The 24,375-nt window shown below is 64.1% G+C and carries 16 protein-coding genes and 1 tRNA gene; 9 read left to right on the forward strand and 8 right to left on the reverse strand.

The annotated features are described in order from the left end of the window. Positions 1-148: 148 nt before the first annotated feature. Positions 149-898, forward strand: a complete 750-nt coding sequence (locus VKV57_12065; GenBank protein ID HLW60644.1) for a trypsin-like peptidase domain-containing protein — start codon at positions 149-151, stop codon at positions 896-898. Between the two features lie 14 nt (positions 899-912). Here the strand turns inward: VKV57_12065 and VKV57_12070 are convergent, their stop codons facing one another. Then, on the reverse strand, positions 913-2,334 hold the full coding sequence (locus tag VKV57_12070; protein HLW60645.1) for a hypothetical protein: 1,422 nt from the start codon (positions 2,332-2,334) through the stop codon (positions 913-915). Positions 2,335-2,416: 82 nt separating this feature from the next. On the opposite strand from VKV57_12070, the gene VKV57_12075 reads away from it, so the two are divergent. The 4 genes from VKV57_12075 to VKV57_12090 all read left to right on the forward strand — a co-directional run bounded on the left by VKV57_12075 (position 2,417) and on the right by VKV57_12090 (position 9,666). Continuing rightward, entirely contained in the window at positions 2,417-5,659 is a 3,243-nt protein-coding gene (locus tag VKV57_12075) for a TM0106 family RecB-like putative nuclease (protein ID HLW60646.1), read from the forward strand. A gap of 469 nt (positions 5,660-6,128) precedes the next feature. Next, entirely contained in the window at positions 6,129-7,226 is a 1,098-nt protein-coding gene (locus tag VKV57_12080; protein ID HLW60647.1) for a sigma-70 family RNA polymerase sigma factor, read from the forward strand. Positions 7,227-7,408: 182 nt separating this feature from the next. Further along, the gene (locus VKV57_12085; GenBank protein HLW60648.1) at positions 7,409-7,723 is read left to right on the forward strand and encodes a hypothetical protein; all 315 of its coding nucleotides are present in this window, start codon (positions 7,409-7,411) and stop codon (positions 7,721-7,723) included. Positions 7,724-8,115: 392 nt separating this feature from the next. After that, a complete protein-coding gene (locus VKV57_12090) occupies positions 8,116-9,666 on the forward strand; it encodes a recombinase family protein (protein HLW60649.1) in 1,551 nt (516 codons plus the stop codon). Positions 9,667-9,878: 212 nt separating this feature from the next. Here VKV57_12090 and VKV57_12095 read toward each other — a convergent pair whose 3' ends face one another. Then, a complete protein-coding gene (locus tag VKV57_12095; GenBank protein ID HLW60650.1) occupies positions 9,879-11,153 on the reverse strand; it encodes a hypothetical protein in 1,275 nt (424 codons plus the stop codon). A gap of 106 nt (positions 11,154-11,259) precedes the next feature. Here VKV57_12095 and VKV57_12100 point away from each other — a divergent pair, with 106 nt between their 5' ends. The 4 genes from VKV57_12100 to VKV57_12115 all read left to right on the forward strand — a co-directional run bounded on the left by VKV57_12100 (position 11,260) and on the right by VKV57_12115 (position 17,172). Next, on the forward strand, positions 11,260-13,701 hold the full coding sequence (locus VKV57_12100) for an ATP-binding protein (protein ID HLW60651.1): 2,442 nt from the start codon (positions 11,260-11,262) through the stop codon (positions 13,699-13,701). A gap of 255 nt (positions 13,702-13,956) precedes the next feature. After that, the gene (locus tag VKV57_12105; GenBank protein ID HLW60652.1) at positions 13,957-16,491 is read left to right on the forward strand and encodes an EAL domain-containing protein; all 2,535 of its coding nucleotides are present in this window, start codon (positions 13,957-13,959) and stop codon (positions 16,489-16,491) included. An 80-nt stretch (positions 16,492-16,571) separates the two neighbouring features. Next, the gene (locus tag VKV57_12110; protein HLW60653.1) at positions 16,572-17,042 is read left to right on the forward strand and encodes an NUDIX domain-containing protein; all 471 of its coding nucleotides are present in this window, start codon (positions 16,572-16,574) and stop codon (positions 17,040-17,042) included. A gap of 52 nt (positions 17,043-17,094) precedes the next feature. Next, positions 17,095-17,172: transfer RNA gene (locus tag VKV57_12115), tRNA-Glu, on the forward strand. Positions 17,173-17,595: 423 nt separating this feature from the next. On the opposite strand, the gene VKV57_12120 is transcribed toward VKV57_12115, so the two are convergent. From VKV57_12120 to VKV57_12145, 6 genes are read right to left on the reverse strand one after another with little or no spacing between them, the layout of a single operon-like run. Further along, positions 17,596-18,459 carry a hypothetical protein gene (locus tag VKV57_12120; protein HLW60654.1) on the reverse strand — a complete coding sequence of 288 codons (864 nt, stop codon included), beginning with the start codon at positions 18,457-18,459 and terminating at the stop codon, positions 17,596-17,598. Positions 18,460-18,477: 18 nt separating this feature from the next. Further along, positions 18,478-19,827 carry a sulfatase gene (locus tag VKV57_12125; protein HLW60655.1) on the reverse strand — a complete coding sequence of 450 codons (1,350 nt, stop codon included), beginning with the start codon at positions 19,825-19,827 and terminating at the stop codon, positions 18,478-18,480. Further along, entirely contained in the window at positions 19,824-20,873 is a 1,050-nt protein-coding gene (locus VKV57_12130) for an ABC transporter ATP-binding protein (protein ID HLW60656.1), read from the reverse strand. The genes VKV57_12125 and VKV57_12130 overlap by 4 nt, the downstream gene beginning before the upstream one ends. Before the next feature lies 1 nt (position 20,874). After that, a complete protein-coding gene (locus VKV57_12135) occupies positions 20,875-21,705 on the reverse strand; it encodes a carbohydrate ABC transporter permease (GenBank protein HLW60657.1) in 831 nt (276 codons plus the stop codon). Then, positions 21,706-22,686, reverse strand: coding sequence for a sugar ABC transporter permease (locus VKV57_12140; GenBank protein ID HLW60658.1), 981 nt, complete (start codon positions 22,684-22,686; stop codon positions 21,706-21,708). Then, positions 22,683-23,867: an extracellular solute-binding protein gene (locus tag VKV57_12145; protein HLW60659.1), complete on the reverse strand. Its 1,185-nt coding sequence runs from the start codon at positions 23,865-23,867 to the stop codon at positions 22,683-22,685. Before VKV57_12145 ends, VKV57_12140 begins: the two co-directional genes overlap by 4 nt. Between the last annotated feature and the right edge of the window lie 508 nt (positions 23,868-24,375).

Raw genomic sequence — 24,375 nt, forward strand, 5'->3', positions numbered from 1 at the left:
AGCGCATCAGTGTTGATTAGGCACGGACGTTTGGCGAGTTGTAGGGCCACTCGACGATGACCCGCTCTCTTGTTCGCACCCATCCCCGGAGAATGGTATCATTCGGGGAATGGACAAACCCGGGTTCCGCGACTTGAAAGCAGAAGCGTTGGCCGTCCGAGACGGGATGGCGAACGCGGTCGCGCGGTACGCTGTTGCGCTTGTGCCCGCGACCGGGCCGACGATCGGCAGCGGTGTCCTTGTGTCACACGGAACGGATTTGTTTGTGGCTACCGCGGAGCATGTCGCCGACGCGCTCGACCTTGATGATATCCGCTGCATTCCCAAACCGCCCCAGCCTGTCAACATAATTGAGCATCGCGACGAACGGTATCGGCACCTGATACGTCCCGATCTTGCTGACACGGTTGCGTTCAGGCTGCCGGTGGCGAACGTACTCGCGGACGCGGCAGCGGACGTGGCACTCCTGCGTCTCAACGGGCACCCGGCCGAGTTCCGTAGCATGGAGTTCTACCCGCTCGAACGGGCGCGTTCAACCGAACTGCCGCACGATCGGGTGGTGGTCTGCGGGTTCCCGTTTGACCTGACCCTCGTGTTTCGTCCCACACGTCAGAGCGCGGTGTTCTCACGTACGCTCTGGGGTAAGTTGACGACTACTGTCCGGGAAAACTTCGACCCTGACCGCCAGTTGCTCATTACGTACGAGGTCGATGAAGTGATGGACGGACACGGCATGAGCGGGGGAGGGGTATGGATGCCCCCGCGACCAGGCACGGACCTTTGGAATCCCGACGATCAGATCCTCGTTGGCCTGCAGATCGGGTGCTTTGAAAAGACTGCAGGGCGACCGCTCGTCGCAACGCGAATTGAGCGGGTCAGGCGCCTGCTCGTTAAGTGACTTTACGGCCGATGTCACGGTCGATTCGGCTGCATCCTCAGCTCCGGCAGGGGTGGCTTCCTCCCCTTGCCCCCGCTCCGGACGCGCGCCCAGTAACCCCTCGGCGGCACGGGCACATTGAGCAGGCGGCAGACCTTGCCGAGCCGCACGGCGGAGACTACGTACGCCTTGGCCACGGTCAGCACGGGCTCTGACCAGACTTGCTCGTAGAGCACCTCACGGTCGTAGTCACGCAGCAGTTTCCTTATCGCGTTCGTCTGCTTCCCGTGCTCAGACTTTCTCTTCTCGCTTTCGGTGATGGGCTTCTTCTTCAGGCCCAGGGAAACGAGCCGCGCATGCACCTTCGGAGTTCGGACGAGCTCCCGATAAGTTTCTGGCGCGCAGATCTCGGGCCGCTCGAGGCGATGCATGATCGTTTTCAGGTGATAATCGCCGACTTTCAACAGAGAGCGCCGTATCCGCACGAGCCGCTCCGGATCCCTCTCTTCCCAGCGTACGCCGCACTTGAGGATCGCCTCGATTACGCCGGTGCCTCTATAGCCAGCGCCCGTGTTTGGAAAGCGATCCTCCAGCCACCAGAAGTGCCACGACAGGATTCGGGTCAGATCCCTGGGCGGCTGCACAGTCAGAAGGAACGCGACGATGGATTCGTACCTCGCACATTCGTACAGCTCGTCGAAGTCGTCACGGGCGGGATCGGGTCCGAGGCGCTTCAAGATGCCGAGATGCCCGGCGCGTGCAGCCTCCGTGATCGCTGACCAGCCAACGAAGCGCTCCTCGCCGTCTTCCGAGTCAGCATCCTCGGCGATGCCCAGGTTCAGATTAGGCGCCGGCGCGTGGGGATCGGCGCCGGCCCAGAGGCAGAGGGCGATGCCTCGTTCGTTCGCCTCCCTGACGTGGTAGCCGAGGGCGATATTCAGCTCCCGCTGGATTTTTGGGTTCTCGGCCCGATGGCGCTTGACGAATCCAAGTAGTGGGCGGTTCGAGGTGCCGTGACCGAGGATCGACGCCATCTCGTGGCCCTCCGTCAGATCATAGCCGGAGGCCCTGAAACGCTCATAGAGATCGGCATTGTAGGTGTTGAGCACCGTGTAGACGTCGACGCTCCTGAGATCTCCGCCCCACTCCAGGAGGAGGTCGAACAGGTCCCAGCGTCGGGACCGGAGCGCCAGGTCGAGCGGCGCGTACCGCTCGAGCTCGAGCCGGTAGCCATTCTGCAGGAGAAGGGTCGCGAGCGAATGCTGGCCGGTCTCGAGCACGATCTGCAGCGCCGTCTTCGGCCGGGCTCCCTTGGGGACGGCCTCTGACGTCAGCTGAAGCGGCTTCCCGTCAGCGATCCAGCGCTCGACGTCGTAGAAGCGGCCTTCGCGGCACAACTGGTGAAGGGGCCGGACATCCTCAGGGGAACACGCGAGAGGAAGGCTGACCTCTGGCATGGCGGGCCGGTTCTAGGCCGGCGACCGGTCACCCTCAGATCTAACCAACTTCGTCGCCTGCGAACACCTGACCCAGCTTGAACTGGGGGTTGCGCACCAGGAGAGCACGCGTCCGACGTTCGGGAACGCGTATGCTGATCTGATCAAGCGAAAGGGTGAGGAGCACGAGATTCGTATTCTGGACGGTTTGCGCGCCGAAGGGCACAAGATAGTCCATGCAGGCCTCGGTCAGGACCACGACTTCCAGGCGGCGGCCAAAGCGACAATCGAGGCAATCCACGCAGGCGCCAAGTATATCTACCAGGCCGTCTTCTTCGTTGATGGTTGGCGCGGGGTCGCAGACTTCCTCGAGCGAGTCGAGCGGCCCTCTGTTCTCGGCGCGTGGAGCTATGTAGTCCTTGACACCAAGCTCGCCCGACATCCGCGACCCGAGCACGCCCTTCAGCTCTGCTTCTATGCGCACTGTCTCAGGCGAATCCAGGAGCTCGAGCCCGAAATCGCGTACGTTGTCCTTGGCACCCGGGAGCGCATCCCAATCAGGCTTGCAAATATATTGGCCTATTACCGCCGGTTGCGGCGGCGCTTCGAGTTAGCAGCAGAAGGGCGCGCCCAAACCGCGCCCTATCCGTGCGAGCATTGCCCCCTGTGCGACTTCCGGCCGGTCTGTGAGGAACGCTGGAATCGTGAGGATCACCTTGTCCGCGTTGCTGGTATCCGTCACGATCAGGTCGATCGACTCGTGACCGCCGGCATCACCACGTTGACCGCCCTGGCTGAGGCACGTTCGGGCATACGAATTCCGAAGATGGCCGCTCCGGCGTTAAAGGGCTTGCATGAGCAAGCCGCGCTGCAGCTTGAGCGTCAATGTTCGGGAAAGATCCAATATAGTGCGCTTCCGATCGAAGATGGTCGCGGTCTCGCGGTTCTCCCCCAGCGATCGAAGGGTGACATCGTCCTCGATCTTGAGGGACATCCCTTCTTTGAGCCCGCGCGGGGCCTGAATTTTCTCTTTGGTGTCCTCACGTTTGATGGCCTTGAACCGCATTACGATGTCTTCTGGGCGCACGACCGCGATGGCGAACGCCGGGTATTCGAAGGCTTCGTTGACCTCGTCCACACGCGGCTTGCCCTTTACCCCGATCTCCACGTGTATCACTTCGGCGCTTACGAGCCGACCGCGATCAAACGGCTGATGGGCGAGTACGCGACGCGTGAGACTGAAGTGGACGAACTGCTCCGACGCAAAACCTTTGTTGATCTCCATGCCGTCGTACGTCAAGCTCTGCGGGCAGGCGTTCCGAGTTACTCACTTAAGGAGCTTGAACTATTGTTCTCTTTCACGCCGTCCGCCGCAGTGCGTTCGGGCACGCAGGCGATTCTCCAATACGAGCAGTGGATCTCGACGAAGGACGACGCGTTTCTTGCCGGGATCGCCGCATACAACGAGGACGATTGTCGGGCGACCCACGCTCTCCTCGGCTGGCTCCACAGATTGCGCCCGGCTGACCTCCCGTGGCCTACTATCCCGGCAGCACCGACTGTTACGGAAGAAGCGTCTGCGGCATTAGAGGCTCGCCAGCGCCTTCGCGAGGAGCTCTTGAGGGGTGCCGAGCCAGGCACGCCTCGCTGGCTCACCGCCGAGCTCCTTGAGTACCATCGCCGCGAGGCGCGACCGGCTTGGTGGTGGTACTTCGAGCGGCTCGGCATGACGCCGGAGGAATTGGTTGATGATTCTGAGTCGATCGGCTGTCTTGAATCCGATGCGAACATGCCGCCCAAACCGCGCAAGAGATCTGTCCTTCATATGCTCAGGTTTCCACCTCAGGACCACAAGCTCCGACCCGGGCCGGCTGACGACCCGGCGACCGGGAAGAGCGCTGGCGAGATCCTGGAGATCGACGAGGCCACCGGGACACTCTGGCTCCTGCGCGGTCCGACGCTCGCGGGGGTGCCGCTTCCACGGGCTCTCATCGCCACGGGCCCCTATGATGATCGTCAGCAACGTGAGGCCGTGCTTCGGTTTGCTGAATCGATCAGAGATGGTGACAATCGCTATCCGGCGCTCCAGGCGATTCTGGGTCGAGAGCGCCCTCGGACTCGTGGGCTAGCTTCGGGTGATCGAATCCAAACGACCGATTTGGCTCGCATGGAGCACCTCGCACTCAGCCTCGACGACAGCTACCTTTTCTTGCAGGGACCGCCAGGGACGGGCAAAACAAGGACCGGAGCTCGTCTCATCGTGCACCTATTGGTCCACGGACGGCGGGTGGGAGTTACTTCCCAAACTCACAAGGCAATCTACAACCTGCTTCATGAAGTCGAGGCTGTCGCACACGAAAAGGGCTTCAGCTTCCGCGGTCTCAAGAAGTCGACTGCCGGCAATCCGGAGTCGAAGTACGAAGGCGAGTTCATCAAGAGCGAATCGGACGCATCGGCGGTCTTCTCCGCGTCCGATGTCCAGCTTCTCGCGGGTACAGGGTGGCTCTTTGCACGTGGCGACATTGATGGTCAGCTCGACTATATCGTAATTGACGAGGCTGGCCAGATCTCGCTCGCCGACGCGATCGCCATAGGGACCTCATCCCGAAACATAATCCTGCTTGGCGACCCTCTTCAGCTTGCACAGGTAACCCAGGGTTCACACCCGTCGGGTAGCGGGGTATCGGTCCTCGAACACCTTCTCGGTGAGGTGGCCACGATCCCGGAAGACCGCGGCGTGTTCCTAGATCACAGTTTCAGGATGCACCCTGATGTGTGCGCATTCCTCTCAGAGATGGTCTACGCTGGCAGGCTCCACTCCGACCCCTGCGCGGCACGACGCGCGACCTCCTTCGGGACCGGCATCCGCTTCGTTGCTGTCGAACATCACGGAAATCGCTCTGCCTCGGACGAGGAGGTCGCACAGATCGCAGCCCGGATTCAAGAAATGCTTCGAGGTTCGTTCACCGATGCGAATGGAACGACCCGGCCGATCCGCGAAGACGACTTCATGGTCGTAGCGCCCTACAACGCTCAGGTACGGTGCCTTCGAGCAGGTTTGCTAGCTGGTGTGCGCGTCGGCACCGTTGATAAGTTCCAAGGTCAGGAGGCCCCGATAGTCTTCTTTTCCATGGCGACCTCCAGCGGCGAGGATGTCCCGCGCAATCTTGCTTTCCTCTTCTCTCGCAACCGTTTGAACGTAGCAATCTCTCGGGCGCAGTGCCTCGCCGTTCTTGTCTGCTCGCCGCGGCTACTTGAAGCGCGCTGCCGGTCGATTGATGAGATGGAGCTTGTGAACGCACTGTGTCGGTTGGTTGAGTACGCTGACGGGAGGGCGCAGGGATAGACAGCCGACGCCTCGGCCCGCGCCAACCCTAAGCTCCGCTCCCGGCCCTAAGAGGATCTTCGCGGGAACTCAGCCACCCGATGTGCCCAAGAATCAGCGCCCTGCCCTAAGATTGTCGAGGGGGCTGGCCCTCCGGAACTTTCGGCTCACGTCTAGTTTCGTAAGCTGAGCATAGCGGAGAGTCATAGCGAGGCTTTCGTGAGCACGATCATAACGTTCGGTGACGTCCACCATTTGCCGGGCCGCCAGTAACGCAGCGCAGATCTCTTCAACCAGTGGCAGGTTCGGGTAGGCGGCGCGAAGCCGAGCTTCGTCGGTTTCCCCACGCATCATTTCCGCCCACATCTCCGGGGACATATCCTTCCACCGTCCCGAGCGTCCGCCGTGTAGATAGCGGTCGGTCTCTCGAGTCTGCCGCTCGAGCTTCGGGGTGTCTGGTTGGTGCGGCGTCTGGGCATAAGCACGGGTGATGAACAGAGCAAAGACCCTGCCTAATCGCCTTCAGACGCCTTGGAGTGGGGAAATCCTCTCCGGGCGCATCAATCGTCTGATGCGCACAAACGTTATCTGGCACCCCATCTTCTCCCCAGAGTTCAATACTGACGATTGGGTTCTTATACCAGGGTGGCACTTCATGTGGGGGTGGACCTCTAATCGCCCCCACGCCCCGGGGGCCGCAAAATTCCACCCCGAAGATTGGGGGACCGATACCCTCGCCGATTGGGTTCCCGTAAGAGTCCCGGTTCCACTCCACCGACTGAAGAAAACTCCCAGGCAGGTCTCCTGCTCCTTTGAGGACTTTCTCCGGAAATATCAGCCTGTGGGAATGCTGATCCTCAAGGAGTGGTTGCTCTACATGCGCCCTCACGTTGCCGATCTGTTCCAGCATCCAGAGGACTACTCAGAACTCGTCGTGTGGATAGCACTGTGCGGGCTGAAGTTCACCGTCGAGCAGGCAGAAGCAATCCGGGGGTTCCTCACGAACCGTGTCATCCAGAAACTGAAGTGGTCAAATCCGGAGAAACTCCGCAAGCACCTGGGGATCACCGTGCAGCGTGATAATACTTACAGGCATGTTCCTGCAACAGGTACCGAGATAGAGTCGGATCTCTACGATCACTTCGTCGCTGATGTCTTGAACGACGTCTATGTCGTTCGGACCAATTGTCTCGGCTATCTGTACAGCGCGGCCAGAAACTACCAGCTTAACCTCTACAAAAGAGCGAAGTCTCGTCCGGCCCTAGAAGGGGTGCCCCCTCCCTCGAATGCGGAAGGAGAGCGGTCGGAAGATGAGACGGCCTTGGACAAACTGGCCACTGACCAGCAGAGGCAGAAGGCTGAGGCAGAGCGAGAGGCCGTGGAATCAAAACTCGACATGGACCGGCTGTTAGATCAAACGAACCTCACACCTCGCGAACGCGAACTTGCGGTCCTTCTGTGCCAGCCTTCTCAACTTACCCAGAAAGAGATCGCCCGGCGAATGCATGTTACGCCCGCAAGAATCAGCCAAATGATCAAGCAACTCGCCTCGAACCCGGTGCTCAAGCAAGCTTACGCCAGGCTTTAATCCAGCCCCCCCTTTCCTGGTCCCCTGAGGGTTTTAGCCGCCAGGATATTAACTTTCGCTTCCTCCCAGTTGTCTGTACACAGTAGAGGGCAATAAGACACCCTTTCCGTTCTGAGCCTTCCTGGACGGCTAGGCGGAGTCTGAACGTGGCAATCCAGTTCGTGACAAGAGGAGGAGCAGCGATGGGAGAGACTCAGGAATCGGGGCGGTTCGAGACCGTGGAGGATGGCGCGGCGATGGACGGTAGAGATCGCTGGGCCCCCGCCGAGCCGGGGGAGCGCGAGGTCGTGATCCAGTTTGATATGGCCAGCGGAGGGATGGCGCTTGTCTTTACATCGTGGCCAGGGTGGTATTCGAAGTTCCGGCGGAACCCCTCGGCCCGGCTGCTGGAAGTACACCGGGACGAGCAAGGGCGGCTGACCGGCGCGGATTTCGAGCTCCCGGTTGCGCTCGTGTCCACCCGGTCAAAGCGGCGCTCGGACAAGAAGGTCGGGTAGCCTCTGGTGCCGGTCGCGCGCGGCCGCTAGGATGGCCTCTTTTGCCTCTAGAGTGAGTTGGAGCCGGGGTCCAGCAGGCCCTAGGGCGGCGAGGGGGAGCGAGGTCCCTCCCGGCCCGCTCGCCGACGCAGAACGCGATACTGGGCACCGGGTGGTGCCCGCGGTGCCGGAGGAGCCAGCGGGGTCGTGACGCCCAACGCGCGGCAGGGAACAGGCGCTCGACCTCCCGAGACGCTCGGGAAGAAGAGAGGAACGCCCGCTGATGACCGGCGAAGCGAACGGCCTATGACCGTGCGGCTCATCCAAGTCGAACCCGATCTTGGGGCGCAGGACGTCATGGATCGGGTGTGGCACCAGCTCCTCGCGGATGATCCTGCTGCGGAGGAGTCAGCGTGAAGGCAGCTCTCTACGTGCGCGTCTCGACAATCGACCAGGTCGAGAAGTGGTCGCTCGCGGCCCAGAAGCGGGCCCTCGTGGAGTTCGCCGAGCGCCAGGGTTGGACGTACGGGGTCTATGAGGATGCCGGGATCTCCGGGGAGACGCTGGACGCTCGTCCCGCAATGTTGCGGCTGCTCGAAGATGCCCGGGCCGGGCAGATCCAGGTCACCGTGGCGATCGAGATGGAGCGGTTCAGCCGGTCGGAGAGCCTATTCGACTGGCTGGTGATCAAAAAGGCATTCCGGGAGGGCAAGATCAAGTTCGGGACGCCGCAGCAACTCTACGATCCAGCGGATGCCGAGGACGACTTCCTTACAGACCTTTTTGGAGCGCTCGCCAAGCGCGAGAAGCGCAAAATCCTGGAGCGCACCCGTCGCGGCCGGCTGGAGGCGGCACGCCGGGGACGGTTCGTGGGCACGCGCATCCCGATCGGCTACCGGCTCGCCTCGCCGGGCGTCTTGGAGGTCAATGAGCAGGGCGCGCGCATCGTGCGACTGATCTTCGACCTAGCGCTGCGGGGCCGCAGCACGAGGGCGATCGCCCGAGACCTGTTACGGCGCGGGATTTCGTCGCCCCGGGGGGTCCGGACGTGGACGCACTCCGAGGTGGGCCGCGTCCTGCGCAACCCGGCGTACGTCGGGCGGATGCGGTTCAACCGCCGTCGCGTGGTCCGCGAGGGCGCCGGCCGCCGGCTCGCGCCAACCCCCGAGCACGAGTGGGTGGAGATCGCGATCCCTCGCCTCGTCAGCGAGGAAACGTTCCGGCGCGTCCAGGACCAGCTCCGCCGGAACCTCCTGTTCTCGCCGCGCCGGAGGAAGGCCACGTACCTCGTCGCCGGCCTCATCCGCTGCGGCGTGTGTGGGGCCGCCAGATCAGGATCGAGCGCCGACGGTCGCGGGTACTACCGCTGCAACAACGCGATCGACCCAAAGCCCGGGCACGAGCGATGCCGGGCCCGTCCGGTCCGGTCCGACAAGTTGGACGCGGCGGTGTGGGCCCAGGTGGTCGCCTCACTGCGCCAGCCGGACGTGATCCTCGAGGCGGCCCGACGATACCGGGAGTCGCATCTCGGGCAGCGCGACGAGCTGCTAATACGCCTGGAGGCGTTGCGGACCGCGATGTCGCGGGTCCCGGAGGAGCGCGAGCGGGTGCAGCGGCTGTACCGTGAAGGGCTGGCTTCGTTCGAAGAGACGAAGAGTCACGTGGGCGAAATCGACCGCAAACGCTCGGCGCTCCACCAAGAGAAGGAGACGCTCGAAGCGCGCTTGTCCATGCAGACCGCGGACGAGGCGGAGGCGGATCGCCTAGGTCGAGTGGTCCGGCGCGTTGCCGACCGGCTCGAGCTGCTATCGCCTGGACAGCGCGTCGAGGTCATCCGCGCGTTCGTCCGTCGGGTCGTCGTCCTACCGGGTCCCGAGATCCAGGTCCATGCCTTCGTGCCGGTCCCCGGTCGCCAGGAGGAGCAGCAGTACGTGGGGGCGACATGGGAGGCAGCGCTGTCATGAACCCGACCGGGTTGTATTGCGGAGCGTTTGTCAGCCCAAAGGCGCCCGACAGACTCGCCGCCGCCATGTTGAAGAGATTCGTCAGAGGGCCGAACAGGTCGCCGGTCGATGCGCCGCCCGAAGGTCCAGGAGTCTGTCCGGCGGCTGGAGCGACCGACATCAGGATGGTGACGAGTCCGAGTGCCCCGCTCGCACGTCCACGAAGCCACACGTCACGATGCCTCCGTCACCAGAATGATCAGCGGCGTTCCCGTGGGGATCTCGATCGTCGGCACCCAGGATCCGGGGGCGCCGGGTGGGCTGAGTTCCTGTGCCATGCGCGCCGCCACATAGGTCCAAGCTGGAGCCGTCTGTCCCCCGGAAATTTGAACCCCTCCGTCAAAGATGTTCACGGTATCCTGGCGTGCGACGGCCTGAAGATAGTCGGCGGTGGCCTGCAGAGTGGCCGCGGCGACGGCGTTGGCCGCGGCGGGGTGGCGCATGGATGTCCGCCCGGAGAGACCGGGGACAAGGCTGCCGGGATCAAGCGCCAGGCCGCGAACCAGATGCCCCTGTTGCTTCTCAACGAGCGTCATCTGGATGCGGCCCGCCGGACCGACCACCGCTTGTCCGAGCCAGATCCCCGGCGGGTCGGCGACTTGAACGACAACCGGCACGGGCGGACCGCCCGGCACGTTGAGAATCCCCGTCACCAGCGTGGCGGAGAGCCGGGTGCCCGGAGCCAGAGAAGGCCCAGCGTCGTGTGCGTTCGCCGGCGAGGGATCCGCGGGGGCGGTGGGCGTCGTTGCCGAGGCGTCGGCGGCGCGATTGTACACCACGGGGGAAAACCCGCTGAGATCCCCGGACGGTCCGCGGTCGATCACCGGGCCGATTGGGACGCTGATCACGATGGGGTTTCCCGGGGGACGCGACGCGAAGCCGGAGGGTTCCACGGGTTCGAATAACGGTGGAACCGGAAGGACGCCGGCCGTCGAGGCCCTGGGTTCACCCTGTGGAACGACGGGCTCCCCTTCCTGCGGGCGGAACGGCGCGGTGAGAAGGCGAGGCAACTCCGCCCTGATGGCGGCGGTATCGTCAGGCCCCGGTTTGGACACCGCCACGGGCGGCGCCGGCAAGGGGAGGGCCCGGTGGCGGAAGGCGATCGAGAGCCCGAGCAGCACCAGGGCCAACGCGGCGATCGCCAGGGGCACCGCGGCCGCCACCTCGCGTTTGGCCAGAAGCCGGTCCCCCACGCTGGTCTCATATTCCCCCCACCAGAAGAACAACCGCCTCAACATGCCTCGCCGCCGTCGTCGCCGGAACTCGTCCTCGCTGTCGAGGCGGATCTGGGATCCCGAAATCTCCGCCAGCACCTGCGAGTACGTCGCCGGTGCCTCTACGGCAAGCCGGGCGAGAACCGCCGGGATGACTTCGGGCGCCAGGTCCACGTCGTCTCCAAGCGTGCCGCGGATCCGTTGGGCCGTCTGCTCACTCAAGGCAATTTTCATCCGCACCCTCACCCATTGTGATAGGTATATATTCCAGCATCAGTATATCTATCAACTTCATTGTGTCAAGAGGCGAACTCCTGGCCCCTATCGAAATTTGTCTCCCATGACTGCACCCACCCGAGAGCGCCTGCGCGTTCCGGTGGAGGCGCTGCGCTGGACGTGCGACCTCACCTCTCTCGGTTTTGCGACGACGGCGGACCTCCCCCGTGAGTCCGCGATCGTCGGGCAGGTTCGAGGGGTGCGCGCGCTGCAGTTCGGCTTGGGGATCGACCAACCCGGGTACAACATTTTCGTAAGCGGCGCGCCGGGGACGGGCCGGAGCACGTACACGCGCGGCGAGGTCGAGCGGGCCGCGCAGGCCAAGCCCGTCCCCTCCGACTGGTGCTACGTCCGGAACTTCGCTGCGGCGGATCAGCCGGTGGCGATCTCCCTCCCCGCCGGCGAGGGGCAGGCCTTCCGCGCGCAGGTGGCCGACCTTGTGACCGAGGTCCGGGAGGGCCTCCGGCGGGCGTTCGCGAGCGAAGCCTACGAGCAGCAGCGGGCGACGGTCGCCAAACAGTACGAGCAGCAACTGGGAGAGATCTGGCAGGCCCTCGAGAACCAGGCGAAGATCCGCAGCCTCATGCTCCAGCGCACGCCGACCGGCATCCTGACGGTGGCGGTGGACCTCCAGGGACGGCCGATCACCCCCGAGGTCTTTCAGTCGCTCCCGGAGGGTGAACGCCAGCGCATCGCCGATCGCAGCAAGGAGCTCGAAGAGGTCCTGGCCGAAGCGCAGCGCAAAGCGCGCAGCCTCGAACGCGAGGGGCGCGAAGCCCTTCGCCAGTTCGACGCGCAGACGGCGAAGTTCGTGATCGACACCCCGGTGGAACGCCTCAAGGACGCGGACCGCGACCACGCCAAAGTCGTGGCGTTTCTCAACGCGATCGAGCAGGACATGCTCGAACACCTCGCCGAACTCCGCGGCGACGACGAGGGCGAGCGGCCGCGTCAGGAGCTGCCATTTCCCCGCCAGGATCCGTACGCCCGCTATCAGGTCAACCTCCTCGTGGATCATCGGGGCACCCACGGGGCGCCCGTGATCATCGAGACCAACCCGACCTACTACAATCTCGTAGGCAAGGCGGAGTACCGGTCGGAGTTCGGAGCGCTGCTCACCGACTTCACGATGATCAAGGCGGGCGCGCTCCATCGCGCCAACGGCGGGTTTCTCATCCTCCAAGCGCGCGATGTGCTCACGAACCCGTACGCCTACGATGGACTGAAGCGCGCGCTCCGCAGTCAGGAGATCCGGATTGAGCACCTGGGGGAGGCGGCGGGGCTGCTGCCGACCGCGACGCTTCGGCCGGATCCGATCGCGCTGGACATCAAAGTGGTCCTGATCGGGACCCCGGATGTCTTCCACCTGCTGTACGGGCTCGACGAGGAGTTTGAGAAGCTGTTCAAGATCCGCGCGGACTTCGACGTGACGATCGACCGCACACCGGCGAACCAGGAGGAATACGTGCGGGCGATAGCGGCAATCTGCCACCGCACAGGCTCGTGCCACTTCGACCCTTCGGGGGTCGCCGCCGTCCTCGAACACAGCGCCCGGCTGGCCGCGAGTCAGGACAAGCTGAGTACCCGATTCAACGAGGTGGTCGAGATCGTCTTCGAAGCCACCGCCTGGGCGCGGGAGGGCGGGAGTCCGGTGGTGACGCGGGAGCACGTCCGTCGGGCCGTCGAGGAGAAGGCGTACCGATCCAACCTCCTCGAGGAACGGATCCGCGAACTGATCACCAAGGGTGTCATCCTCGTCGACACCGATGGCGCCGTGACCGGCCAGATCAACGGCCTGTCGGTGCTCCAGCTCGGCGACTACACCTTCGGGCAACCAAGCCGGATCACCGCCCGTGCCTACGTCGGCGGCCGGGGGGTCGTGAACATCGAGCGCGAAACCCAAATGTCCGGCCGGGTCCACAGCAAAGGCGTATTCGTGCTCGCTTCGTTCCTCGCGAGCCGGTTCGCCCAGGCCCACCCCCTCAGCCTCTCCGCCTCGCTAACCTTCGAGCAGCTCTACTCGGACGTAGACGGAGACAGCGCCAGCTCGACCGAGCTGTACGCGTTGCTGAGCGAGCTCTCGGGGCTGCCGATCGCCCAAGGCCTCGCGGTGACGGGATCCGTCAATCAGATGGGGGAGGTTCAGCCCATCGGCGGGGTCAACGAGAAGATCGAAGGTTTCTACTACGTGTGCAAAGCCAAGGGGCTCACCGGGCGCCAGGGGGTCGTGATCCCGCACCAGAACGTCCGCGACCTCATGCTGCGCGAGGAAGTGGTGGCCGCCTGCCGCGAGGGACGATTCGCCATCTGGGCCGTCCACACCATCGACGAAGGAATCGAGGTCCTCACGGACAGCGAGGCCGGCGCGCGCGGCTCCGATGGGCGATTTCCCCCCACCTCGGTCAACGGACGTGTCGAGACGCGCCTGGCGGAACTGGCCAAGCGCTACCGAGAATTTGGCCCCACCCCTGAGCACCCGAAGGACACCCCCCCCGCCTCCACCTAGTCGTCGCCTGTCCCAGTCCGCGCCCGGCCAGAGTCTCCGTCAATCTCCCATCGTTCTTCTTCCACCCTGGACCACCGGCCGCGCCCTCGGGTGGAAACGCCGATCTATCCACTCGATGCGTCCGTGACCGGAGAGTCCGGGGCATTACTTTGAACGAGGAATCTTCCACGAGGACCCCTATTGGCGAGCGACGAGACCGCCGGGACTAACCCGGGCACCGGAAGTCCAGGAATCCGTGCGAGGCAGCAGGCCGTGATGGCCATTCTCGGCCAGCGCGCGCTGTCGAGCAGCGACGTATCCACGTTCATGAGCGAAGCCGTCGCGTCCATTGCGCGGCTCCTCAGGGTTCAGTACTGCAACGTCTTGGAACGCATCCCGGGGACCCAAACCTTCCGGCTGTGCGCCGGGGTGGGGTGGACCGAGGACACGCGCACCGATGCGTCCGTCGATGGCGGCCCGGCCTCCCAAGCCGGATACACCCTCGGATCCACCACGCCCGTGATCGTGGAGGACTATCGGACCGAAGCTCGGTTCCGTGTGCCCGCCGTTGTCCACAGACATCCGCTGGGCGGCGGCATGAGCGTGGCGATCCCCGGGCGGGACGGTCCGTTCGGCGTCCTGGCCGTGGCCACGACGGCCTCACGAACGTTCAGTGAAGAGGATGCCACCTTTCTTCAGGGCGTGGCCACCGTATTCGCCGCGGCGGTCGAGCGCCGGAGGACCCACGATTCGGCCCAGGAGACCAACCAGCAACTTCGGGCGCTCGCCGACACCGCGCCGCTGGCCATCGTCTCGCTGGATCTGAACGGCATCGTACAGAGCTGGAACGCCGCCGCGGAGCGCGTCTTCGGCTGGATCGCCGCAGAGGTGCTCGGGCGGCCCGACCCGTTGTTCTTCGATCACGGACGCGAGGAAGGCGCCGGGGTGCTGGAACGCGTGCTCCGAGGGGAAACCATCGAGGAGCTCGCGAGCCAGATCCTACATAAGGAGGGGCGGGCGGTCGATGTCTCGATCTCCGCCACCCCAGTCTACGACGGCACGGGCTCCGTCGAAGGCGTGATCGCTTTGATTGCCGACAGGACCGCCCACCGCCAGATCGAGGCGGCCCAGGCCCAACTGGCAGAGATCATTGAGACGACGACGGACTTCGTGACGATCACCGACGTCCCCGGGAAGGGCTTCTACGTCAATCGGGCCGGCCGCCGGATGCTGGGGATCGACGGGGACGAGGACATCTCCAAAATGACCTTCGCCGACGTCTTTTCCGGCGACACCTGGTCGTTCATCTCGAACGAAGCGATGCCGGCCGCGGTGCGGGACGGGGGATGGAGCGGCGAGATCGTCCTCTTCAACCGGGATGGGCAGGAGATCCCCGTCTCGATGGTCATGATCGCCCACAAGGGACAGCACGGGCACGTCGAGTTCTTCTCGGCCATCGCCCGGGATATCAGCGAACGCAAGCAGTTCGAGCACCAACTGGTGCGCCTCGCCAATCACGACCCCCTCACGGATCTCTTCAACCGCCGACGGCTGGAAGAGGAGGTGGAGCGTCACCTGGCGGAGGCCCGACGGTACGGGATCCGCGGCGCGCTGCTCTTCGTCGATCTCGATCAGTTCAAGGACGTTAACGACTCTCTCGGTCACCCCACGGGCGACGCGCTCCTCGTCCACGTGGCGGGGCTCCTGCGGGAGCGGTTGCGGGAGACCGACATCATCGCCCGGATGGGTGGGGACGAGTTTGCGATCCTGCTGCCACACACCGATAAACCGGAAGCGGAGGCGCTCGCCACGCAGCTGGTGAACGCGCTGAGGAACACCACCATCGACGCGGCGGGGCGGCCGGTTGGCGTGACCGCCAGCGTCGGAATCGCCCTCTTCCCCGAGCACGCCACGACGCTCGGTGACCTGTTCGCGCGCGCCGACCTCGCCATGTACCAGGCAAAGGAGAGCGGGCGGAACCAGTGTGGGGTCTACGAGCCTGAGAGGGACTGGCAGGCCGCCAGCCACGCGCGGCTCTCCTGGCAGCGTCGCATCCGGGAGGCCCTGGAGAGAAACCAGTTCACCCTTCAAGCTCAGCCCATTCTCGATCTCCGCACCGGCCGCGTCGGCCACTACGAGCTGCTCGTCCGCATGGTTGGGGAGAAGGGGGAAATTATCCCGCCGGGGGCGTTCCTCGACATCGCCGAGCGGTTTGGACTGATCCAGGCGATCGACCGGTGGGTCGTGAGACGGGCCATTCGCCTGCTCGCCGCTCACCAGCGCGCCGGTCGCGACCTCAGCCTGGTCGTCAACGTATCCAGCAAGGGGTTGGCGGATGCGGACCTCCTCCCGATGATCAAGCAAGAACTGGGAGAGACGGCCGTCGATCCGCGGCGCCTCGTGCTCGAGATCACCGAGACCGCAGCCATCACCAACATCTACCAAGCGGAGAAGTTCGTGAACACGCTCCAGAAACTCGGCTGTCGGGTCGGCCTCGATGACTTCGGGGTCGGGTTTACCTCGTTCTACCACCTCAAGCACCTGCCCGTCGATTACTTCAAGATCGACGGCAGCTTCATCCGCGAGCTTCCGCGGGACAAGGTCGACCAGCAACTGGTTCGTGCCATGGTTGCCGTGGCGCGCGGGCTGGAGAAGGAGACCGTCGCGGAATTCGTGACCGACGCCGAGACGGTGCGGCTCCTTCGCGAATACGGGGTCGACTACGCGCAGGGGTTCCACGTCGGCGCCGACGCGGGAGAGGAGATCGTCTCCCCCCAGGCGGCCGCCGTCAGCGCTTTCGGGAACGACTGACGCGCGCTCACATCTGATCCGACTCGGCCGCGCGGAGGCAGACGGGGGTCGGCGGGGCCGCCGACGAAAGACCTTCCACGGTGAGGTTGACCGCACTCACGTCCTGGATCTGGCAGCGCCTACCTTGGCGGGCCCGGCAACTACTGCTCTGGATGTGCACCGCGCATTTCCTGATCGGCGCGGTCGCCATCGTCGATGATGGCGCAGGGCGGATCCTGGTGGCCCGGCACACGTATCGACGCGGCGCCCCGTGGGCGCTCCCCGGAGGGTGGGTCCAGCGTGGCGAAAACCCCGCGCACACGGTGGTGCGCGAGATCCGGGAAGAGACGAGTCTTGAGACCGAAATCATGAGCCTGCTGACGATCCTCGTGGAAAGCCCGGGGCACCTCACCGCCGTCTATCGTGCTCGGGTGGCCGGCGGGACTTTTCGCCCCAGCGATGAAGTGTCGGCGGTTCGGTTCATCGCACCGGGGGACTGGCCGGACGGACTGCGCGAGGACCACCGGCGGTTGATCGCCGCGCTTGCCACGCGGCCCACCCCTCTGGCCTGAACCCTCTTTCCCGAGGTCACCCGGGTGTGCTAATGTGGGACCCGACAGCCGCGCCCCCATCGTCTAGGCTGGCCCAGGACATCGGCCCTTCAAGCCGGTAACGCGAGTTCGAATCTCGCTGGGGGCACCACGCATCCCGTTGCACCAGACTGCACCACGTTGCAATTCTCCTGATTTTCCAAGGGGTTGCGGGCCTCCCGCGACTGTGTCGGACTGCACGCCACTGCACCCTGTGGAGCGCCGGACAAGTGCAATTTGAGTGCAGCGGCAAGGCCCTCCGGAAACACGATCTCGTCGATCCACTCGACCTGGACCCGCGGCACGGAGTCCATCAAGCGTCCGTACGTATCGAGCGTAACCCGGCCGAATAGTGCCTCATCTGCCGGGCGATGTAGAGCGGGTTCTTCCCGGTCGCGATCAGCAAGCTGGCGTAGGTGTGCCGGAGATCGTACTGGCTTGGCCACGACTTGTTGAGTGAAATACGGCGGGAGATAGCTAGAACTTAGCCTTTAGGGGGACCCCGGGTCGCGACAAAAATTTTCGATGGGCGCTCCTACAGATTGCTCAAACCGTCATCGGGCCATTCGCGTTTCGCGTGGAAGTTGTAAGGGACGAAGAAATCATGCAGGATGGCGTTCACCCACCGGCCGGCGATGAGCCACCCGGAATCGCGAAGCCGCGGCAGCGGATCCACGAGTCGATCGAAGCATACATACTCCTCCCAAGCACCGGGGAATCGCGGGGGCCAACGCTGCTTGAGGGGGTGGTTTGGCACCCGGCCCCCATGCGATGACGACTGAAAGTCGCGCCGCAGCACGGCCTCGACCTCCTCGCGCCCGGCACAGCCCTCGGGCACCGAGCCGTGCTTTCCCCACTGGACGCACACCGTTGGCCGAGCGTCGGCGCGCGGTGCCTGCCCCGTGAGGATTCGGCCGTGGAAGTAGCTCACCACCTCCACCGGAGCGAGATCCGTAGGCCGATAGCGGACCCAGGCGACCTCATGGTCACAGGGCTCATCGTCGTCCGGGTAATCCCAATCATCTTCCCAAAAGAAGTGGTACCCGATGAGCGCATCCTTCGGATGGTGGATCGCGGCGCAGTCCCGCAGGGGAAAGCACTCGGCCACGGTCGTCCGCAGGACGGGGCACAGACATTCGATCGCGCGCCGCTGCTGGTCGTCTAGCAGGCGGGGCGGATCGAGCCGGGTGACCTCAGCGTACAGGCGCCGCGCGACGTCGAGGCGCCCCAGGTTGTGCTGGAGTATCGCGAGCTGCTCGCAAGGATGAGGTGCCGCGGGGTGTGAGGCGATGAGGGCGCGGAGTGCGGCGAGCGCGGCCTCAACCACCGGGTCGTCCTCCCGCTTGGAGGCTTCCCCGCCGGCCCGAACGACCGCGTTTAGGAGAGCCGCAGTGGCCATGCGCAGGTCGTCGTCCATCTACACGTGGTCGGGCACGTAAGAACGGTGTTTGAGCGCTGGTCCGCCGATCGCGCGCAGCCACGCCTCAGCGACAGATCGAAGGTGCGCGAGCGCTACAGGGTCGGTGTCAAAGAGATCCGACGACTCCGCCAGGTCGGTAGCGATGTGGTAGAGCCTGTCACGGTACGGCGCCTCCTCCGGCCAGAAGAACGCCTCCCACTCTCCATCGGTCACGTTAATGGCCTCGCCGAAGCGCCCCCAGAACGCGTGCTCCCGGATGCGCCGAGTACGTCCTTCGATCAGCGGGAGTAAGTTCTTCGAGTGCCCGGGTGGCCCCGAAAGCCGCAACCAGGCGAGCAGGGTGGCGAACAGGTCGACGGGTTGGATGAGCGCGTCGCAGCGGACGCCTGCACCCGCCCCTTCCGGGTGATAGATGATCCACGGGAGGTGCGCGACCTCACGGTACAGGTTGGCCTCCGCAAGCCGTGCCCAAGGCTTCCCGAGGAGACCGTGCTCGCCGAACATGTACCCGTGGTCGGTGATCACGGCCACCAGGGTGTTCGACATGAGTCCAAGGTCCGCCACCTTCTCAAGCAACCGTCCCACCCAGCGGTCGACCATCGTGATCTCTCCAGCGTACAGTGCCCGGCACTCGGCCAGGTCCTCGCGGCCCAAGCGGTTCGCGAGGCCGTAGGCAGGATAGATCACGTGCTCCCCTTCATGGCCTGGGTTGTACATTTCATCGTAAGGGTAAGGCGGATCCCACGGTTCGTGCGGATCGAAGCAGTCCACCCATAGGAGGAAGCCGTCCAGGGTCCGATTCCGCTCCAACCATGCTATCGCGCGCCGCATAACCTGGGGTGCGAAGTAGTCCTCTTCCCCGAGACGGGCCGCGGTGTTCCGCAAGTACTGCGCCACCCGCCCGTAGGGATCGCGGAGCTTGTCCGGCCGGCAGGGGAACGCGATCGGGATTGTGGGATCGGTGATCCAGTCGTCGTGCTCCTGGCCTCGGATCAGGTCCCAACAGAAGCCGCGCTGATAGTTTCCGTCGTCATAGCAGAGCAGGTAGTTGTCGGTGATGAACATCGTGGTGTACCCGGCATCGCGCGCAATCTCCGAAAAGATAACGTCGTCCCTGTCGAGCGGGCCCCAGCCCCGAAACGGGAACTCATAGCGTCCCGTCCACATCTCCCGGCGGCAGGGCAGGCAGGGGTACGAGCCAACGATGGCGCGATCGAACACGGTGGCCCGCCGGGCGAACGCATCGAGGTGGGGCGTGCGGATCCACGGATTTCCATTGAAGCCCGTAAAGTCGTAGCGCAGGCTGTCCAGCAGGACGACGAGGGCGTTGCGGCGGCGGGCGGTCATGGCAAGGCGGCCTGCCCGCTTTCGGCCTCAAAGAGGAGGATGTGCTCCCAGGCCAGGCGGAGGCGGATCGGCTGGCCGAGCGTGACAGGGGCGTCCGGACCGGCCAGGACCCTGAGGCGCGTCTTCGCGAACTTCACGTGGATCAACGTTTCCCGCCCCAGGGATTCCAGCAGGATCACTTCCCCCACGAGGTCGCCGTCTGCAGCCACCGTCAGGTGCTCGGGGCGAACGCCGAGGTCGTAGCGGCCGGCCCGCAACGGCCGAGGGAGGGGCCTGGGAACTCCGTCCCCGATAGCCAGGCATCCGTCCGCCACCGTGACCGGCAGGAAGTTTATCGGGGGGGTCCCGATAAAATCGGCCACGAAGCGGGACGGAGGCCGTTCGTACAGGTCTCGGGGCGTCATGAGTGCCACCAGCCTGCCGCTCTGCATGACCCCGACACGGTCGGCGATCCCCAGCGCCTCCGCCTGGTCGTGGGAGACGAGGACCGTGGTGATCCCGAGGTCTTTCTGGAGTCGCTTGATCTCGGCTCGGGTCACCTCGCGGAGACGGGCGTCCAGGTTGGACAGCGGCTCGTCGAGCAAGAGGACCGCAGGCGCCTTGACGAGCGCGCGGCACAATGCCACCCGCTGCTGCTGGCCGCCCGAGAGCTGTCCAGGCCGGCGTGGGAGGCATTCTGTGATGCCGACCATCTCCGCAACCTCGCATACCCGACGGGCCACCTCGCCGGCCCTGATGCGCTTGACCCGCAGGGGAAAGGCGATGTTCTCAAACACCGTCAGGTGAGGGTAGAGGGCGTAGCTCTGGAAGACCAGCCCGATGCCACGCTCCTGCGGGTGCTCGTCGTTGACCACGCGGTCGCCGAACAGGATGCGGCCAGAGGACGGACGATAGAGGCCCGCCACGAGGAAGAGCGTTGTCGTCTTGCCGCATCCCGAGGGGCCGAGCAAGGCGAGGAACTCGCCCTCTCCGACGGTGAGGGAGACGTCGTCGACCGCCGTCACGGCTCCAAACCGCTTGGATAGGTGTTCCAGAGCGACTTGCACGTCAGCCCTTCACTCCCCCCGAGAAGATGTTCAGGAGATACTTCTGGGTCAGCGCGAAAACCAGCACAGCCGGCAGGATGTAGAAGACGCTCACTGCCGTCACGAGCCCGTAGTCCGCGAAGCGCTCCTCGCTGGCGAGGCTGGCCATGAGGACCGAGAGCGTCTGGGAGTTCTGGCTCGGCAACAGCACGTAGGGGAGTAAGAATTCGTTCCATCCGCTCAGGAAGGCGAAGATCCCGAAGGCCAGGAGCCCAGGCTTGACCAGGGGCACCATAACGCGCCACCAGATCCGGAGGCGCGAGCAGCCGTCGATGAGGGCAGCCATCTCGATGTCCCACGGGACGTTGTCGAAAAACCCCTTCATGATCCAGATCCCTAGTGGCAGATCGAGCGCCAGTTTGACCAGGATGACGCCCGCCAGCCGATCGTACAACCCCAGGAACCGGAGCACCAGGAAGATCGCGATGAGCAGGGTCACGCTGGGAAACGAGTGCAGCACCATGGTGGAGGACAAGACCACGCCCCGGCCCGCGAAGTTCAGACGCGAGAGGGCATAGGCGGCCATCGACCCGATGAGCACCTCGAGGATGCCGACGGCGAATGCGAACAGCAGCGAGTTCAGGGTCGTCGTCCAGATGCTGGCTTCGTTCGGGAGCGCCCTCCCCAGGAACCGCCAGTTCTCCAGGGTGAACCCATGCGGAACCAGGCCGGTGATGCGGACGCTGAACGATGCAACCAGCAGCCAACTGTACATCAAGATGATCGGCGCCGACAAAACCACGAGGCTCAGCATGATTCCCCAGCGTCCTCGGGGAGCGGCGGTCTCGGTCACTTAGTTCACCTCGATCTTGGGAGCCGCGACGAGTTCGCCGAAACGGAACAGCCGGAGGTAGATCGCTGAGGCCGCTAGGCCCAGCACGACCAGCACCGCAGCCAACGCCGCGCCGAGGCCGAACTGCGTGTTCCCGAAGTAGTTCGAGAGCGCCAAATGAAATGCGTACAGCGACCACACCTCGGTGGTATAGAATCCCGGGCCACCGTTCGTGGTGAGGAGGATATACTCGAACGAGGTCAGGAGGGACAGTGTTTGGTATGCCGTTACGAAGAGGATCGGCCACCGGAGACGTGGCAGGGTGATGCGCCAAACCTGCTGCCAGGGCGACGCCCCGTCCACGTCGGCGGCGAGGTACTGGTCGTGCGGGATCGCTGCGATCGCCGAGGAGAAGATAATCATCCCGAAGGACGCGCCGACGAACCCATTGAGCGCGACGATGAAGGCCCAAGGGTGGACGTTCATCCAGTTGGCTCCCGGCACGCCGGCCCATCCCAGGATCTGGCTGAGGGTCCCGTAAGGTGGCTGGGCGGCGAACCACCGCCACATGAGGGCGTAGATGACGGACGGCGTGATCCGCGGTAGCATCCACAGGACCCGGAACACGCCGGGTGCCTGTCCCGATAGGTGCGCGGTCAGGAGGGCGAGCATGAGGGCCAGTCCGACATTGAAGAGCGAGAGCGTGGAGAGCATGTAGATCATCGTGTTCTTCAACACGAGGACCAGCCACGGACTGTGGGTGATCTGGGCGTAGTTGCCGATGCCGATGTAGCGGTACTTGTGCAGGCCGGTGGCGACGCTCAGATTGGTAAGGCTGATGACGACGGTGAGCACGGCGGGCACGAGGAACAACAGGAGCACGACGACGACGGCCGGCCCCAGGAAGAACGCGGGATATCCGCCGACAGCAAGGGTGCGGCGGAGGAAGGATCCCCGCGCCGCACCCCGTGCCTCGATGGCGCGCTCGGTCGGCAGGGTCACTGAATGACGACGTTCGTCCCCAAGTTGGTCTTCATCTGCTGGATCGCCGTCTGGACGGCCTGGTCAGGCGTCATCTGCCCGGCGATCACCGCCGACAGGCTCTGCCAGATGGCTTGATCGTACGACCCGAAGTCCTTGTTGTTCGGGAGGAACGTAGTGAAGCCCAGCATATAGAAGGTATCCTTCGCGAACATGTCCTGCGCATACTGGGGGACCCGCGCTTCGTCCTTGAGCACCGCGAGGTGGCCGCTCGTCACCGCGTGTCTCGCGTTAAGCTGCGGGGTGGTGGCCAGGGCCAGGATGCGGGCCGCCAAGTCTGAATGCTGCGAGGCCTTGCTGATCATGTAGACCACGGGATGGCTGAGGGTGACCGGTTTGCCCCCCTGTCGTCCCGGGGGGACGAGGGCGAACCCGTAGGTCTTCCAGAGCTCATCCGCGGGCATCTTGTACTGTTTGGTCCACTGCGCCCAGCACCAAGTGCCACACTGGCTGAAGAACACGTCCTTTCCGACGAAGGTCTCGTGCCAGCTGTTCCAGTCGGTGCCGATGATGTCTTTCGGGGTGACTTTGTACGTGAAGACGGCGTCGTAGAAGAACTGGTATTCGTCGTGCAGCGCCTTGGAGTCGAGGAGCAGCTTCCCCTCCGCGTTCTGCATCTTCCCGCCAAACGCCTCGTAGTACATGTAGTAGTCGGGGCCATTGATCGGACGGATCCACCAGCCGTGCCCCGCAGGGACGAGCCCCTTGTCCTGCGCGTCCTTCGCCATCCGGAGAATATCATAGAGGGAAAACTGACCCGATTCGATCGCCTTCGGCAGGCCGGTGATCCTCGCCTGTGACCACCCGAGCTTGGCGAGTAGCGGCATGTTGAAATAGAGCGGGCGTGCCTCGACATCCTGAGGAATGGCGTAGATTTGCCCGTTGAACTTGGTGGCGCTCCACAGCGTCGGGATGACGTCGGAGAACTCCGGGTACTTCTTTACGTAGGCATCGAGCGGAACCACATAACCCGCCGCCGCCCAGGCGGCGATGTCCTCATGGCCGCTGCCGATGATGTCCGGGGCCTTGTCCGACTGGGCCGCAAGCACAAACCGCTGCTTGTAGGCGCCCCACGCCTCGCCTCCGCCTGTCGTGAAGGTCGCGTCCAGCTTGACCTGGATCGCAGAGCCTTCTGCCGCCAACTGCTTGTTTAGTGCGTCTACGGCACTAAGCAGGTTATCCCGTCGGTAATACGACGGTTCATCGGGGCCAATGGTCCAAGCCGTCATTTGGATTGTCTGACCACCGGCGGCAAGTGTCAGGCCGGTATGCACGATTCCATAGGCGGCCACTAGGGTAATCAATACGAAAACCGATCCGGCGATCCGGCCTCGCATGTCACACGACCCCCTCTCGAGCGCAAGGATCTATAGAATTGAGATTCGTATTTTGGGTTCTTTAGTTACGCTCAGTATACACCTGACAATCCTTCATTTAGAAGGTTCCACCCGATTCGGGATTCGTTTACTTGATGCAGGTAACCTCCTGATGCCAACGTTTAGGCATCGCCGGGAGGTCAATCTTGAGAGGGCTGCTATGTTGAATTCAGCGTGGAGTGTGTGCTTAGGACGCTATCTGCGGTTCGCGCTAATCGAAATGTGGTACCAATCGGCTAGCGCAAAGGGAAGTGAGAGGTCTTATCAGGCCCTG

Source organism: bacterium (assembly GCA_035307765.1).
In the GTDB taxonomy this organism is placed as follows: domain Bacteria; phylum Sysuimicrobiota; class Sysuimicrobiia; order Sysuimicrobiales; family Segetimicrobiaceae; genus Segetimicrobium.

Coding starts and splice junctions, on each gene's coding strand:
- VKV57_12125 (HLW60655.1), bottom strand. CDS start 19,827: ATGACCGCCCGCCGCCGCAACGCCCTCGTCGTCCTGCTGGACAGCCTG.
- VKV57_12100 (HLW60651.1), top strand. CDS start 11,260: ATGACTGCACCCACCCGAGAGCGCCTGCGCGTTCCGGTGGAGGCGCTG.
- VKV57_12080 (HLW60647.1), top strand. CDS start 6,129: ATGAACAGAGCAAAGACCCTGCCTAATCGCCTTCAGACGCCTTGGAGT.
- VKV57_12085 (HLW60648.1), top strand. CDS start 7,409: ATGGGAGAGACTCAGGAATCGGGGCGGTTCGAGACCGTGGAGGATGGC.
- VKV57_12105 (HLW60652.1), top strand. CDS start 13,957: ATGGCCATTCTCGGCCAGCGCGCGCTGTCGAGCAGCGACGTATCCACG.
- VKV57_12095 (HLW60650.1), bottom strand. CDS start 11,153: ATGAAAATTGCCTTGAGTGAGCAGACGGCCCAACGGATCCGCGGCACG.
- VKV57_12120 (HLW60654.1), bottom strand. CDS start 18,459: ATGGCCACTGCGGCTCTCCTAAACGCGGTCGTTCGGGCCGGCGGGGAA.
- VKV57_12070 (HLW60645.1), bottom strand. CDS start 2,334: ATGCCAGAGGTCAGCCTTCCTCTCGCGTGTTCCCCTGAGGATGTCCGG.